At 64.4% G+C, this 14,869-nt stretch carries 10 protein-coding genes; 5 read left to right on the forward strand and 5 right to left on the reverse strand.

Annotated features, from left to right (window positions below; all coding sequences use genetic code 11):
- Positions 1–21: 21 nt before the first annotated feature.
- Positions 22–2,625: an aminopeptidase N gene (gene pepN, locus ACUYMZ_RS11180; protein WP_481603355.1), complete on the reverse strand. Its 2,604-nt coding sequence runs from the start codon at positions 2,623–2,625 to the stop codon at positions 22–24.
- 115 nt (positions 2,626–2,740) lie between these two features.
- Here pepN and ACUYMZ_RS11185 point away from each other — a divergent pair, with 115 nt between their 5' ends.
- From ACUYMZ_RS11185 to ACUYMZ_RS11195, 3 genes are all read left to right on the forward strand, one after another.
- Positions 2,741–4,297: a circularly permuted type 2 ATP-grasp protein gene (locus ACUYMZ_RS11185; protein WP_426002652.1), complete on the forward strand. Its 1,557-nt coding sequence runs from the start codon at positions 2,741–2,743 to the stop codon at positions 4,295–4,297.
- Between the two features lie 82 nt (positions 4,298–4,379).
- Positions 4,380–5,306 carry an alpha-E domain-containing protein gene (locus ACUYMZ_RS11190; RefSeq protein ID WP_481603357.1) on the forward strand — a complete coding sequence of 309 codons (927 nt, stop codon included), beginning with the start codon at positions 4,380–4,382 and terminating at the stop codon, positions 5,304–5,306.
- Positions 5,303–6,154, forward strand: a complete 852-nt coding sequence (locus ACUYMZ_RS11195) for a transglutaminase family protein (protein WP_426002654.1) — start codon at positions 5,303–5,305, stop codon at positions 6,152–6,154. The genes ACUYMZ_RS11190 and ACUYMZ_RS11195 overlap by 4 nt, the downstream gene beginning before the upstream one ends.
- A gap of 68 nt (positions 6,155–6,222) precedes the next feature.
- On the opposite strand, the gene ACUYMZ_RS11200 is transcribed toward ACUYMZ_RS11195, so the two are convergent.
- Both ACUYMZ_RS11200 and glgC read right to left on the reverse strand, forming a co-directional pair.
- Positions 6,223–7,674 (reverse strand): SDR family NAD(P)-dependent oxidoreductase, encoded by a 1,452-nt coding sequence (locus ACUYMZ_RS11200; RefSeq protein ID WP_426002655.1) that lies wholly within the window; start codon positions 7,672–7,674, stop codon positions 6,223–6,225.
- A gap of 49 nt (positions 7,675–7,723) precedes the next feature.
- Positions 7,724–9,136, reverse strand: a complete 1,413-nt coding sequence (gene glgC / locus ACUYMZ_RS11205) for a glucose-1-phosphate adenylyltransferase (RefSeq protein ID WP_481603360.1) — start codon at positions 9,134–9,136, stop codon at positions 7,724–7,726.
- Between the two features lie 92 nt (positions 9,137–9,228).
- Between glgC and glgA the strand changes: the two genes are divergently transcribed.
- On the forward strand, positions 9,229–10,443 hold the full coding sequence (glgA, locus tag ACUYMZ_RS11210) for a glycogen synthase (RefSeq protein ID WP_481603362.1): 1,215 nt from the start codon (positions 9,229–9,231) through the stop codon (positions 10,441–10,443).
- Between the two features lie 128 nt (positions 10,444–10,571).
- On the opposite strand, the gene ACUYMZ_RS11215 is transcribed toward glgA, so the two are convergent.
- Both ACUYMZ_RS11215 and ACUYMZ_RS11220 read right to left on the reverse strand, forming a co-directional pair.
- Complete coding sequence (locus ACUYMZ_RS11215) at positions 10,572–12,680, reverse strand: acyl-CoA dehydrogenase family protein (RefSeq protein ID WP_481603364.1); 2,109 nt, start codon at positions 12,678–12,680, stop codon at positions 10,572–10,574.
- Positions 12,677–13,420 (reverse strand): TetR family transcriptional regulator, encoded by a 744-nt coding sequence (locus tag ACUYMZ_RS11220; RefSeq protein ID WP_481605856.1) that lies wholly within the window; start codon positions 13,418–13,420, stop codon positions 12,677–12,679. The genes ACUYMZ_RS11215 and ACUYMZ_RS11220 overlap by 4 nt, the downstream gene beginning before the upstream one ends.
- A 99-nt stretch (positions 13,421–13,519) precedes the next feature.
- Between ACUYMZ_RS11220 and ACUYMZ_RS11225 the strand changes: the two genes are divergently transcribed.
- Positions 13,520–14,869: an acetyl-CoA C-acetyltransferase gene (locus ACUYMZ_RS11225; protein WP_481603366.1), complete on the forward strand. Its 1,350-nt coding sequence runs from the start codon at positions 13,520–13,522 to the stop codon at positions 14,867–14,869.

A 14,869-nucleotide genomic window follows, 5' to 3' on the forward strand; every position in this document is an offset into this window, starting at 1 on the left:
CGGAACGTGCACCTGAAGGTTTCAGCCAGCCGCCTGGGCCGTGAGGGCTCGGAGGAGGTGGCTCCGCTGCTCGATGATGATGCGGCGCAACGCACGCGGAGCATGCTCGTGCTCCTGGAGCCACCGGTCCGTCCTGGCCACCACCGGATGTGTGCCTGGTTCCTGCCCGGGGCCCGGATCCTGGGCGCCCGGGAAGAGACCGCGGACGATCCTGCCTGCGATCTCAATACTCCTTTCCGCCCACACGCGTTTCAGCGAGTCGAAATACGGCTCCACATAGCGGTCCAGCATGGCCGCAGGGGCCAGTCCGAAGCCCGTGATCGTGGCGCTGAGGAGTTCGTTGGACAGCCCGGATGCGTTGACTGAGGCATCCCACGCCGCCGCTTTTACCGCCGGATCCGGTCTGGCCGATGCCGCGAGTGCGTGCCCTTCCCGTCCCGAAGCGGTCTTGTCCCGGGCGAGTTCCGCATCCAGCTCCGCGAGGCCGGCAAGTCCGTGGGCAGCCAGCGCCTGCCAGAAGCTCCAGCGCAGCTCGGCGTCCACCACAAGGCCGTCCACTACATCCCCTCCAGCCAGGATGCCGCGGAGCAGGGGCAACTGGCTGTCGCCATGCCGGGACACCTCCGCGAGGACCCGCGCCCAGGCCAGTTGCTGGTCAGACCCGGGGACAGCGGACCGCAGTTGCGCGGCCGCCACGGCAAGGAAGTCCTTGCGGACACCGTCGCGACCAGGCGCCGGCACGTAGCGCTCAATGGCCATGGCCGCATTGGCAAGTATTGTCTGCAGCGCCCCGATGCCGGTCTCCGCCGGAGCAAAACGCTCGACGGCGGCCACGTAGCGCGCTGCCGGGGTCACGCCATCGCGGGCCGAATCCCACAGTGCGGTCCAGCACAGTGCCCGGGCCATGGGGTCCTGGATCCTGTCCAACGAGCTGCGCACGGTCTCCTCCGAGACGGCGTCGAGCCTGACCTTGGCGTACGTAAGGTCTTCATCGTTGAGCAGCATCAAGGCAGGCCGGGGGCGGCCGCTGAGTTCCTCAACCACGGTGTAGGGCCCGGTGATGTCGAGCTCGACGCTGTCAGCGCGCACCAGGTTGCCGGAAGCATCTGGTTCATAGAGGCCAAGGCGCAAGCGGTGAGGGCGAAGTTCCTGCTTGCCGCTCAGTGGATCCACCGCGTCCTGGCTGATCGTCACCGTGCCCATGGTGCCGCCGTCGTCCACGATCGCTGCGGCCAGCGTGGGGATTCCGGCGGTCTGCAGCCATTGCCGCGCCCAGCGGCCCAGGTCCCGGCCGGACGCGTCACCCAGGGCGTGCAGGAGATCCTGGAGGGAGGTGTTGCCATAGGCGTGCTGCCGGAAGTATTGCCGTGACCCGGCGATGAAGGCGTCGAACCCAACGTAAGCCACCAGTTGTTTCAGGACAGAAGCGCCCTTGGCGTAGGTGATTCCGTCGAAGTTCTGCTTGGCGGCCTCGAGATCGGGGATGTCAGCCACGATCGGATGGGTGGTGGGCAGTTGGTCCTGGACATATGCCCAGGCTTTGCGTTTGCCGGCGAAGGTGACCCACGCGGAGTCCCAGTCCGTGGCGCGGTCAACGCCCAAGGTACCCATGAAGTCGGCAAACGATTCCTTCAGCCACAGGTCGTCCCACCACGTCATGGTCACGAGGTCGCCGAACCACATGTGCGCCATTTCGTGCATCAAGGTGTTGGCGCGGGCCTGGTACTGCGCGTCCGTGGCCCGCGACGCGAAGACATATTTCTCGGTGAAGGTGACCAGGCCCGGATTTTCCATGGCACCCAGATTGTATTCGGGGACAAATGCCTGGTCGTATTTGCCCCACGGATAGGGGTAGTCGAAGAGTTCATTGAAGAACTCCAACCCGTTCTTGGTGAGCTTGAAGAGCTCACGGGCATCGAAGGCCTCCGCCAGGGACGCGCGGCAGTAAAGGGCCAGCGGGACGTCCAGGTGCGTTCCGTCGTCGAAGGTTGTTCCCCAGTGGTCCGTGGCTTTGAAGTAGGGGCCGGCCAGGATGCTGGTGATGTAAGTGGACATGCGCTGGGTCGTGGCGAAGTCCCAGCGGGTCGCAGCAGCGTCGTCCGGAACCTGTGTCCGCGCGGTTTCCGCACCGTTGGAGGCCACTTCCCAGCCGGAGGGGGCGATGACATGGAAGGTGAATCCGGCTTTGAGGTCCGGCTGTTCGAAGTTGGCAAAGACGCGTCGGCTGTCCGCCGGTTCGTATTGGGTATAGAGGTAGCACTGCCCGTCTGCCGGGTCGACGAACCTGTGCATGCCCTCGCCGGAGCGGCTGTACAGAGCGGTCGCCTGGACGGTGACGGTGTTCTCGGCGGCAAGGCCTGCCAGCAGGATCCTGTTCCGGTCCACCACGGTGGCTGGGTCGAGCGGGGCGCCGTTGAGCACCACCGAATGGACATCTCCGCCGATGAAGTCGAGGAAGGTGGCGGAGCCGGGCTCGGCTGAAAACACTATGGTGCTGCTGCTGGGGAAGCCCGCGACGTCGGGATCTGCCGCGTCGCGGACATCGAGGGTGACGTCGTAGCTGTGGGTGCTGATGAGGGCTGAGCGGGTTGCGGCTTCGTCGCGTGACAGATTGTGATTCGACACACAGCTATCTAATCATGATCGTGGTCACGGCCACGCTGCGGCGGCAACAGGTTGGCAACAGCGACACAATCAGCCCGAAATGCGCTCGACCCAAAAAGGTGATTGTCTAATTCCCATGTCTGACCTCTTCCTCGACTACTCCGAGGCCGCTGCCCGCAGCGGTGCCTACGATGAAATGTTTGCCCCGGGCCATGTTGCCAGAAGATCCTACGGTCAGGTTGCCGGTGCGCTGCGCGAGCTTTCCTTGGCGGATGTCACCGCACGTGCCGATTCCATGGCACGCAGCTTCCTGGACCGCGGGGTGACCTTCGACTACGCAGGGGAGGAGCGTCCCTTTCCGCTGGACATCGTTCCACGGGTCATTCCCGCGGACGAATGGGATGTGCTGGAGCGTGGTGTGGCCCAGCGCGTCAAGGCCCTGGAGGCGTTCCTGAACGACGTCTACGGACGCATGGCCGTGATCGCCGACGGCGTCATTCCCCGCCAACTGGTCACCACCAGCGCGCACTTCCACCGGGCTGTCCATGGATTCGAACCGTCCGGCGGTGTGCGCGTGCATGTCTCCGGCATTGATGTCGTGCGGGATGCTGCCGGAACTTTCCGCGTGCTCGAAGACAACGTCCGCGTTCCGTCAGGCGTCAGCTACGTGCTGGAAAACCGGCAGGCCATGGCCAAAGGTTTGCCCGAAGCATTCGGCCAACAGCACATCCGGCCCGTTGAAGAGTATCCACGCAGGTTGCTGTCCGCTCTGCGCAAGACCGCACCGGCCGGCGTCGACGATCCCACCGTGGTGGTCCTGACGCCCGGCGTCTTCAACAGCGCCTACTTCGAACACACGCTGCTGGCCGGCCTCATGGGCGTCGAACTCGTGGAAGGCCGTGACCTCATCTGCCGCGGCAACCGCGTGTACATGCGAACCACTGCCGGCGAGCAGCGCGTGGACGTGATCTACAAGCGCATCGATGATGACTTCCTCGACCCCCTGCAGTTCCGCTCAGACTCCATGCTCGGCTGCCCGGGCCTGGTAAACGCCGCACGTGCCGGCGGCGTGACCATTGCCAACGCCGTGGGCAATGGCGTGGCCGATGACAAGCTCGTGTACAGTTACGTGCCTGACCTGATCCGGTACTACCTCCACGAAGAGCCCATCATCGCCAACGTTGACACCTTCCGGCTTGAAGAGAAGGAGGCCCGGGAACACGTCCTCGACCGCCTGGAGGAACTCGTGGTCAAGCCCGTGGACGGTTCCGGCGGCAAGGGCCTGGTCATCGGACCGGACGCTTCCAAGGAAGAACTCGAGGCCCTGCGCAAACGGGTCATCCAGGACCCGCGCGGATGGATCGCGCAGCCCGTCCTGCAGCTGTCCACCGTTCCCACCCTGTCCGGGGACAAATTCGGTCCCCGCCACGTGGACCTGCGGCCCTTCGCTGTCAACGACGGCGACGACGTGTGGGTCCTTCCGGGGGGACTCACCCGGGTGGCACTCAAGGAAGGGTCCCTCATCGTGAATTCGAGCCAGGGCGGCGGCTCCAAGGACACCTGGGTCCTGGCCGACTCGCCCCAACTCCCTGCAGAGATCATTCCCCGCCCGTCCCTCACGGTCCGGGAACAGGTTTCCGTGTGGCCCGTGGAAAGCAACTGGCGCGACCGCCAGTCGGAGCAGCAGCAGTGAACCCGTCCTGCTGGAACTGCCCCATGCCCACCCCACCGTCACTGGACCGTCGACACGCACCACGCGAAGGAGGCACAGCCGCATGCTGAGCCGTATTGCCGAGTCACTTTTCTGGATCGGACGCTACGTGGAGAGGGCAGACGGTACTGCCCGGATCCTGGATGTCCACCTGGAACGGTTGAACCACCTGCCCATTGACGAACAGCGCAGCGTCGCGCGGGAACTCCTCGCGGTCATGGGTGCCCGGCCCCACAGCGAGGACTTCGGGCTCCCGGAACTGCTCAATGCCCTGGCCTATGACAAACAGAGCGCATCCTCGATCGCAGGCTCCCTCGGAGCAGCCCGCGAGAACGCCCGGCGTGCCAGGGAAACCGTCTCGCAGTCGCTGTGGGAGAGCCTGAACACCACCTACTACGGCCTTAACCAGCACCGCAAGGACGTGGTGGGCACGTACCGATTCTGCAACTGGGTCCTCGAACGCACCGCCATGGTGCGTGGACTGGCCGACACCACCGTGAGCCATGATGAGAGCTGGTTGTTCATGGTCCTGGGCCGCTCCCTGGAACGGGCCGACATGACAGCCCGCATGCTGTCCACCCGGGATGTTCAGTCCGCAGGTATGTCCTGGGTCAATATGCTCCGGTGCGCGGGAGCCTACGAGTCCTTCATCCGCACCCGCCGGGCAGCCTTCGGGGACCAGCACGCGGCTGAATTCCTGCTGCTGGACCGGCTCTTCCCGCGGTCGATCGTCTATGCCCTGCGCGATGCCGACGAGAGCCTGGCCAAGCTTGACCCTTCCGCCCAGCGCGTAGGCTTCATCAACGATGCCCGGCGCATCGTGGGCCAGGCAAGGACCTTCCTCGAGTTCCACCGCACCGACGACCTGATGTCCGAACTGCCCGAACACATGGAACGTGTGCAGAAGGCCGTGGCACAGGCATCGGACGCCATTTCCCGTAAGTACTTCAATCAGGCTGACGAACACGCCTGGGTGGGAGAAGTTTCATGACCCGGCTGAGCATCGTCCACAAGACCGCATACAAGTACAACCGGCGCGTGACGCTGTCCTACAACGAGGCCCGCATGACCCCGTTGACCGACGGCCAGCAGGTTGTCCTGGAGTCGTCCCTCAAAGTCACGCCCAACCAGGCGTCAGTCAGCACCTACCGGGACTACTGGGGAACGCGCGTGACGGCCTTCGACATGCAGATGCCCCACGAGAACCTGGAAGTCCTGGCAACCGCCACGGTGGAAGTCCACCGCACGGAGCGGGTGGCCAGCGACGACACGATCGTCGGTTGGGATGTCCTTGCTTCGGACAAGGTCCAGGATGAGTTCAGCGACTGGTTGCCCCAATCGCGGCTGAGCGGTCCGGGGGAGGAAGTCCTCGGAATTATCCCGGGCGTGGTCCAAGGCACCAACCCCCACGAGGCGGCACTTGCCGTCTTCTCGTGGATGGCGGGGGAGATGACCTACATGAAAGGTATGACCGGCGTAACCACCAATGCCGAGCAGGCGTGGACACAGAAGCAGGGTGTGTGCCAGGACCTGGCCCATCTGGCCATCGGCTCGCTCCGGAGCTGCGGCATCCCGGCCCGGTACGTTTCGGGCTATATTCATCCCCGGTCGTCGGCGGATATCGGGGAAACCGTAGCGGGCCAATCCCACGCATGGCTCGAGTGGTGGGACGGGGAATGGCGCAGCTGGGACCCCACCAACCACAAGCCTGCGGGCGACTATCACGTCACCGTTGCCCGGGGACGGGATTACCGCGACGTTCCCCCGCTCAAGGGCATCCTGTCCGGAGGAGGCGGCTCAGCGCTGTCGGTCTCCGTGGAGATCACCCGGCTCGCCTAGTGCCCGGACAAAAGGGAGCGCCCTGCGGAATGCTGTTCCGCAGGGCGCTCCCTTTTGTACCGCATAATCTACCAAGGCGACGGCTTGTAGTCCTTGAGGAAGACGCCGTACTGGTCCTCGCCCTGTTCGCCCATGACGATGGGGTCATACACGCGGGCTGCCCCGTCCACCAGATCCAGCGGCGCATGGAAACCCTCTTCCATGAGACGCACCTTGGTGTAATGCGGGCGCTCGTCGGTGATCCATCCGGTGTCCACTGCCGTCATCAGGATGCCGTCGGCCTCCAGCATTTCCTGAGCACTGGTGCGGGTCATCATGTTCAACGCGGCCTTTGCCATGTTGGTGTGCGGATGTCCCGGGCCCTTGTAGACACGGGAGAACTGACCCTCCATGGCCGAGACGTTCACGATGTACTTCCGGCGGGCGCTGGACCGTTTCATGGCACCACGCAACCGGCTGACCAGCAGGAACGGCGCGGTGACGTTGCAGAGTTGGACCTCCAACATCTCCAACGGGTCGACTTCGTCCACGACCTGTGTCCAGCTGTTGATGGTGGCCAGGTCCGGAACCAGGCCCCCGGCGTCAATGGCCGTTCCGGATTCGATGCGTTCCAGCGAAGCGGAGCCGGTGGAAAGCGCCAGGGAGGTAATGGCGTCGCCGGCGAGGACCGGATGCTCGGTCACACTCGTCGCCAGGGCCAGCGGATGTTTATCGTGGGCGTGGCCGAAGGTCACGAGCTCCGGCCCTCCGTTGGCTGCCTCAAGGGCCGCGGGCAGCGGCTCGTCCTCGGCATCCACGAGTGGTTTGTACGCGTTTCCTGAGCGGCGTACGGTTTGGGCTGCGTTGTTGATGATGATGTCCAAGGGACCGGCCTCATTGAGGGAGTCCGTCAATGACATGACCTGGGCGGGATCCCTGAGGTCAATACCCACGATCCGCAGCCTGTGCAGCCAATCGGCGCTGTCTTCCATCGCGGCAAAGCGGCGTGCCGCGTCCTTGGGGAAGCGGGTGGTGATGGTCGTGTGAGCTCCGTCGCGAAGGAGCCGCAGCGCGATGTACATTCCAATTTTGGCCCGTCCCCCGGTCAGCAGGGCCCTGCGGCCGGTCAGGTCGGTCCGGGCGTCGCGCTTGCTGTGGCTGAATGCAGCGCACTCGGGACACAACTGGTGGTAGAACGCATCCACCTGCGTGTAGTGCTGCTTGCAGATGTAGCACGGACGTGAGCGGATCAGGTGGCCGGCAATCTGGCCGGTGGCCGACGGAGCCAGCTTGTTGCCGCGCGTCTCGTCATCGATACGATCGGGAGCCGCGGTGGCAGTCAGTGCCATGACGGCGCGGTCGGCCTCGGCGATCTGGTCACGCTTGGTGTTCCTGCGGTGCCGCTTCACCGCCTTGAACATCTTGCCTGTGGCGCGCCGGACCGAAACGTAGTCCGGGTGCTCTTCGTCGTAGACGTGGATCGTGTTCAGAACCTTGAGGCAGGCCTGGATCTCTTCAGGCGTCAGGTCGGTGGAGCTCATTGACCCAATTTTACAGCCTTGGAAGACCCGGACCTGCCTCGGGACGTTCTTAGCGGACGACGGTTTGGGAGCCGGCGTCCGCTACCCGTGCCTGGATCCCGGCGGCGACTTTTTCAGCCGAATCCCGGATGTCCGGATCGCCGTGTGTGGCCGCCTTGAGTGCTTCCGGAAGGCTTCGGCGGTACTCGGCAGACAGGGCCAGCTCTGCCTCGCCCGGTTCCGGAACAACCTGGCCCTTGGCCAGCACGGTGATGCCGGATTCGGTGACCTTGTAGCCCCGCGCCTTGTCCAGTGCCGGGTCCAGCCCGATGGCCGCACCGGCAGGAACCTTGACGTTCTTGTCGACGATTGCGCGTTTGATGACCGCTCCTTCGCCAATACGGACCTTGTCCATGAGTACTGAGTCCTGCACGCGGCTGCCCGCAGAGACAAAGACGTCGTTGGACAGGACCGAGCCCTCCACTATTCCACCGGAGATGACCACTCCACTGGCAACGATGGAATCCAGCGCCGTACCGACAGTGCTGTTCTCGCCGCGGACGAACTTGGCCGGCGGGGAAATGCTCTGGCGGGTGTAGATGGGCCACTCAGAGTTGTAGAGGTTGAAGACCGGAACCGGGGAAATCAGGTCCATGTGCGCGTCAAAGAAGGAGTCGATGGTGCCTACGTCGCGCCAGTAGGTGCGGTCGCGTTCAGTGGCTCCGGGAATGTCATTGAGCGTGAAGTCATAAACTCCGGCCTCGCCCTTGTCCACGAAATAGGGAATGATGTCGCCGCCCATGTCGTGTTTGGTATCGAGCCGCTCGGCATCCACGTGAAGGGCTTCCACCAGGGCGTCGGCGTTGAAGACGTAATTGCCCATGGAGGCCAGGAACTGGTTGGGATCGGCGGCAAGACCCGGGGTGCTGGCCGGCTTTTCCACGAAGGCCGCGATCTTCTGGGGATCGTTCTGGTCGACTTCGATGACACCGAACTGGTTGGCCATGTTCAGCGGCTGGCGGACCGCCGCGACCGTAGCCTTCGCGCCGCTGGCGATGTGCTGTTCCACCATCTGGGAGAAGTCCATGCGGTAGACGTGGTCGGCACCGACCACCACCACGATGTCCGGGGCGTCATCATGGATCAGGTTGAGGGACTGGTAGATGGCATTGGCGCTGCCGAGGAACCAGCTCTTTCCCACACGCTGCTGTGCAGGCACCGAAGCAACGTAGCGGCCCAACTGGGTGGACATGCGCCAGGTCTCGGAGATGTGGCGGTCCAGGCTGTGCGATTTGTACTGCGTCAGGACCACAATTTTCAAATATCCCGAATTGACCAGATTCGATAGTGCAAAGTCAATAAGCCTGTAGCCCCCGGCAAACGGAACCGCAGGTTTGGCCCGGTCAGCCGTCAGCGGCATAAGGCGGTTTCCCTCGCCACCTGCCAGCACGATTGCCAATACTTTCTTCAACGCCATGGTCATAGCTCCCGTACGTCTTCGTAGCCCCCAAAAGTCCGATTTTCCGGACTCTTTCACACTAGAACACATAAGCCGGAACGACTACGTTGGGTAGCGTGCGTATAGACATTGTGACTAAAGAATTCCCTCCGGAAATTTATGGCGGTGCCGGTGTCCACGTTGCCGAGCTCAGCCGGGTGCTGGCAAAGCACGTCGACCTCCATGTCCGGGCCTTCGGTGCGCCCCGGGATGCCGACTACCACGGCGCCACCGTGGACTCCTATGCCACGCCGGCGGACCTTGGCGATGCCAACGCCGCAGTGCAGACGCTGGGCGTCGACCTCAGGATCGTTCCTGACATCGCGGGAGCCGATCTGGTCCACTCGCACACCTGGTACGCCAACATGGCAGGCCATTTGGCCTCGCTGCTCCACGGAATCCCGCATGTGCTCAGCGCCCACAGCCTGGAACCGCTGCGGCCATGGAAAGCCGAGCAGCTCGGGGGCGGCTACGCATTGTCGTCTTGGGTGGAAAAGACGGCCTATGAAGCCGCCGCGGCGATCATTGCCGTGTCGGACGGTATGCGGCAGGACATCCTGCGCAGCTACCCCGACGTCGACCCGGACAAGGTCAGGGTGGTCCACAACGGCATCGACGTTTCTCTGTGGCAAAGGGACGAAGACGACGACGCAATCCGCGCCCTGGGCATCGATCCGGCCAAACCCAGCGTGGTGTTCGTAGGCCGCAACACCCGCCAAAAGGGCGTTCCGTACCTTCTCCGCGCGGCCTCCAGCCTCCCGGCAGACGTGCAGCTCGTCCTGTGCCTCGGGGCTGCGGACACCCCGGAACTCGCTGCCGAGACCGCGCGGCTGATCGGGGATCTGCAGCAGACCCGCGAGGGCGTGATCGTGATTGAGCGGATGCTCCCGCGGCGTGAACTGATCCAGGTCCTCAGCCATGCAACCGCTTTCGCCTGCCCTTCCATCTACGAACCCCTGGGCATCGTGAACCTTGAGGCCATGGCCTGCGGCGCAGCGGTCGTGGCCAGCGCCACCGGCGGTATCCCGGAAGTCGTCCAGCACGGTGAAACAGGGTTGTTGGTCCCCCTGGAGCAGGTGACGGACGGCACCGGCACCCCGCTCGATCCGGACAAGTTCGTCAGCGACTTCGCCGCAGCGCTGAACGAGGTTGTTTCGGACCCGGCCCGTGCCCGCACCATGGGCGCGGCAGGCCGCCGTCGCGCAGAAGAGCATTTCTCCTGGGAGTCCATCACCGAAACCACCCTTGAGGTGTACCGCTCAGTCCTCAGAGAGGCCGGCACCAACGCCTGAGCGTTCCGCGCAGCAGCCCAACAACGACGACGGCGCCGCCCCCAAGGTGGGGACGGCGCCGTCGTGCGTTCCCGGCAAGGGGACGCTGCACGTTCCGAAAGTATTCACCGGCACGTCACGCGGGGCTGCTACCGTGGCGCGCGTGCCTTCAAGGCCAGCAGTGATTTCTCGTCCGCAGGTGCAGATCCGCTGGCCCGCTGCTCGCGGAACCAGGCGCGGGCCTCGTCCTGCCGGGCTCCCTCGGCGCCGGTGGCTACTGCGGCGCGAAGGTGCTCCGGACCGTACCCGAAGGCGTCCACCAGATCCACGGCATGCGGACGGATCTTCACCAGCAGCCGGTTAATGTAGGTACCAACGGTACGGCCGCGCTGCATGGAAAGCCGGCCGTTCATCAGGTACCAGGCAAGGTGCTTCTCGATGAGCGACAGTCCAAAGAGATCACGCAGCCACGTCAGGACCTGCTTGGTGCCGTCGTCCCGTACGTCGGCCAGTGCCTCCGTAAATGCCTCCCATTGCAGCAGTTCTGCGTGCGCCTGGGCCGCTTCAATGAGTTCGTGCTGGTGCTGGTTGAAGAGGGCTGCAGCCTGGTGCTGCGGCAACTTGTTGGCCCCCTTCAGGGCCGCGCCCACCTCGGCCACCATGGATTGCACGCGGTCGGCAAGCAGCGTGCGCTGCCCTTCCTCATCGCGCAGGGCCAGGGCAGCCTTCTGGACAGAGCCCGAATCAGCCACGAACTGCGCAACCTGCCGCAAGCCGGTCCGGTGCAAGGCGACGCCAGCCGCCTGGTCCACCACGTAGCGGGCCAGGACACCGAAGTCGGCGCTGCGGAATTCCTTGGCGTAGTCGGCCAGGAGCCGCTTGGCCACGAGTTGCAGGAGTACCGTGTTGTCGCCTTCGAACGTCACATAGACATCCAGGTCCGCGCGCAGGGAAGCGAAACGGTTCTCGATCAGGAAGCCTGCGCCACCGCAGGCCTCACGGCATTCCTGCAAGGTGTCCAGGGCATGCCAGGTGCTCAGCGGTTTGAGGGCAGCGGCCAGCGTTTCCAGGTCCTGGCGGTCGGCGTCGGTGTCGTGGGCTCCGGAGAAGACGTCATCGAACTTGCGGAGCAATTGCTCGTGGGCAAACCCGGCAGCGTAGGTTGTGGCGAGCCTTGTGAAGAGCCGGCGTTGGTGCCGCTGATAATCCAGCAGGACTTCCTCGTCAGTGGTGGAGGAAGCGTTGAACTGGCGACGTTCAGTGGCGTACTGAATGGCCGTCTTCAGCGCCACTTTGCTGGCGGCCACGGCGGCACCGTCCAAGGAGACACGACCCTGCACCAACGTGCCCAGCATCGTGAAGAAGCGGCGGCCGGGACTCTCGATGGGGGAGGAGTAGGTGCCATCCGGTGCCACGTCTCCATAGCGGTTCAGCAGGTTGGTGCGGGGAATCCGGACGTTGCTGAAGTGGAGTCTGCCGTTGTCGATTCCGTTAAGCCCGCCCTTGATACCGTCATCTTCACCGCCCACACCGGGCAGGAATTCCTTGGTAGCCGGGTCGCGGAGCTCCACATAGAACGCGTGGACGCCGTGGTTGACCTTTTTGGTTACCAATTGGGCGAAGACGACGGCGGCCAGGCCATCGTTGGCGGCGTTGCCGATGTAGTCCTTCCACGCCGCCCTGAAGGGCGTGTTGATAACGAATTCCTGGGTCGCTTGGTCATACGTGGCCGTGGTCGCAATGCTGGCCACGTCCGAGCCATGGCCCGTTTCGGTCATGGCGAAACAACCAGGGATCTCCAGGCTCATGATTCCGGGGAGCCACTTGTCCTGGTGTTCCCTGGTGCCCAGATGCATGACCGCCGAGCCAAACAGGCCCCACTGAACTCCTGCCTTGATCTGCAGGGACGGGTCTGCGGTCACCAGTTCCTCGAAGCCGGCGATGTTGCCGCCGTGGTCGTCGGAACCTCCCAGGCGGACCGGAAAAGCACGGTGGACGGCGTTGTTGTCCACCAGGTACTTGAGCTGCCCGAAGACCCGGGCACGGTGTTCAGTGTGCGTCCGGCCTTCGATTTTCTGCACTTCCGGCTTACCGGCAAGTGCGCGGGCCTCACGGCGTACATCCGCCCACGCGCCCAGGAGCTGCTCGCCGAGTCCGGCCACATCAACCACCGGGCCGTCCTGGCGGGAAGATTGCATCGCTGCTGCTTCATCGCGGCCTGGTTGCCTGGCTGGGGTGCGATCAACTACATCCGTCATTGTGATTCCTTCTTTGGTTCTACAACTGATGGGTCATTGGGCTGATGGTCATTGGAAAGTGCGGTGCCGGATTTCCCGGTAAGTTCCGGCGCGATGCCAAGGCACAGCCAATCGGTGATCTGGCCGGCCATGGTTGCCTGGTCCGGTTTGGCCTCGCCCGGAGGACTGCCCAGCCACATTTCACCGGCGTTCCTGACCAGGCCGATTGCGGCGGTGGGCCAGTACCGGATCAGTGCCTCTTTGCCGGTACCGAGGTACTGGCGCATGGGGGTCGCAATCATCCCGGTGATCTGCTCGAAGAAGTTGCCGAGCGCACCGGAGGCGGCGATGGCATCCTGCGCGGACGCCTCGCCGGGGGACACCCGGGTAATAAAGGCATAGACGTTGGGACTGGACCCGGCCATTTGCAGGTACGCCGAGACCATGGCGTACAGCCCCTCCCGGGGTGTTTGTGCAAGCTGGGCCGCTTCCTTGAGGCGCCGCTGCATCTGGGCCAGGACTACCTCGCCCATAGCCTGCTGGAGGCCGGCCTTGTCCCCGAAATAGCGGTAGTACACGGACTTGGACGTCCCTGCAGCGCTTGCGATGTCTTCCATGGAGGCCTCGCTGCCCAGCGCGTGGACGGCCTTGCGGGCGGCCCTGATGAGCTCCCGCCGCCGTTCCTCACGATGGTTTTGCCACCGGGATGCGCGCCCGTCGACGGCGGATCCCGCCTGGGTTGCGGAGGCGTCCGCCGGTATGTAGCCGCCGGACGGGAAATCTGTTCGCCGGTTGTTCACGATACCCAGCGTATCAGGTACGCTGGGTATCAGTAACAGGCCACCATCGAAGGAGACCCCATGGCTGCTGCAGAAGGCAACAACGCCGGCGGTACCAACCCGCCGGCAGGACAAACCACACGCCGGGCCGTGATTGTTGGCGGCAACCGCATCCCCTTTGCCCGCACGGGCGGGGCCTATGCCAAGTCCTCCAACCAGGACATGCTGACCGCCGCCCTGGACGGGCTCATCGCGCGGTTCGGGCTGCAGGATGAACGGATCGGCGAAGTCGCAGCGGGAGCCGTCCTCAAGCACTCGCGCGACTTCAACCTCACCCGGGAAGCCGTCCTCGGTTCTGCCCTGTCACCCGAAACACCCGCCTACGACCTCCAGCAGGCCTGCGCCACGGGCCTCGAAACAGTCCTGGGGCTGTCCAACAAGATCAAGCTGGGGCAAATCGAGTCCGGCATCGCCGGTGGCGTGGATTCCGCCTCCGACGCCCCCATTGCAGTCAGCGAAGGACTCCGGACGATCCTGCTCGACCTCAACAGGGCCAAGACGCCCACGCAGCGTCTTCGCATCCTGTCGCGCATCAGGCCCAAGGACCTCGCCCCGGAGGCTCCCTCTACCGGCGAGCCCCGGACAGGCCTGTCCATGGGCGAACACCAGGCCCTGACAACCGCGCAATGGAATATCACCCGCGAAGCGCAGGATGAGCTTGCGTTCGCCAGCCACAGGAATCTCGCCGCCGCCTACGACCGGGGATTCTTCGATGACCTCATCACGCCGTACCGCGGATTGAGCCGGGATTCGAACCTCCGCGCTGACACCTCCCTGGAGAAGCTGGCGGGGCTGAAGCCGGTATTCGGCAAGAACCTTGGCTCGCAGGCCACCATGACGGCGGGCAACTCCACGCCACTGACCGACGGCGCATCTGCCGTTCTCCTCGCCACGGAGGAATGGGCTGATGGCCGCGGCCTCCCCAAGCTGGCAACGGTCCTGGACGGAGAGGCAGCCGCCGTCGACTTCGTCCACGGCAAGGACGGACTGCTCATGGCCCCGGTCTTCGCCGTTCCCCGGCTGCTCGCACGCCACGGCTTGACTTTCGAGGACATCGACTTCTTTGAAATCCACGAGGCCTTCGCCGGAACGGTGCTGAGCACGCTGGCTGCCTGGGAAGACGAAGACTTCGGACGGATCCGGCTGGGGCTCGACGGCGCACTGGGCAAGGTGGACCGCGCCAAACTCAATGTCAACGGATCGTCCCTCGCCGCCGGCCACCCGTTCGCCGCCACAGGCGGACGGATCGTGGCCTCGCTGGCGAAGATGCTTCACGAGCAGGGGACCGTGGCAGGAAGGCCGGCCCGGGGGCTGATCTCGGTCTGCGCGGCGGGCGGACAAGGTGTCGTAGCCATTCTCGAAGCAGCTTAG

This window comes from Arthrobacter sp. T572, assembly GCF_056780115.1.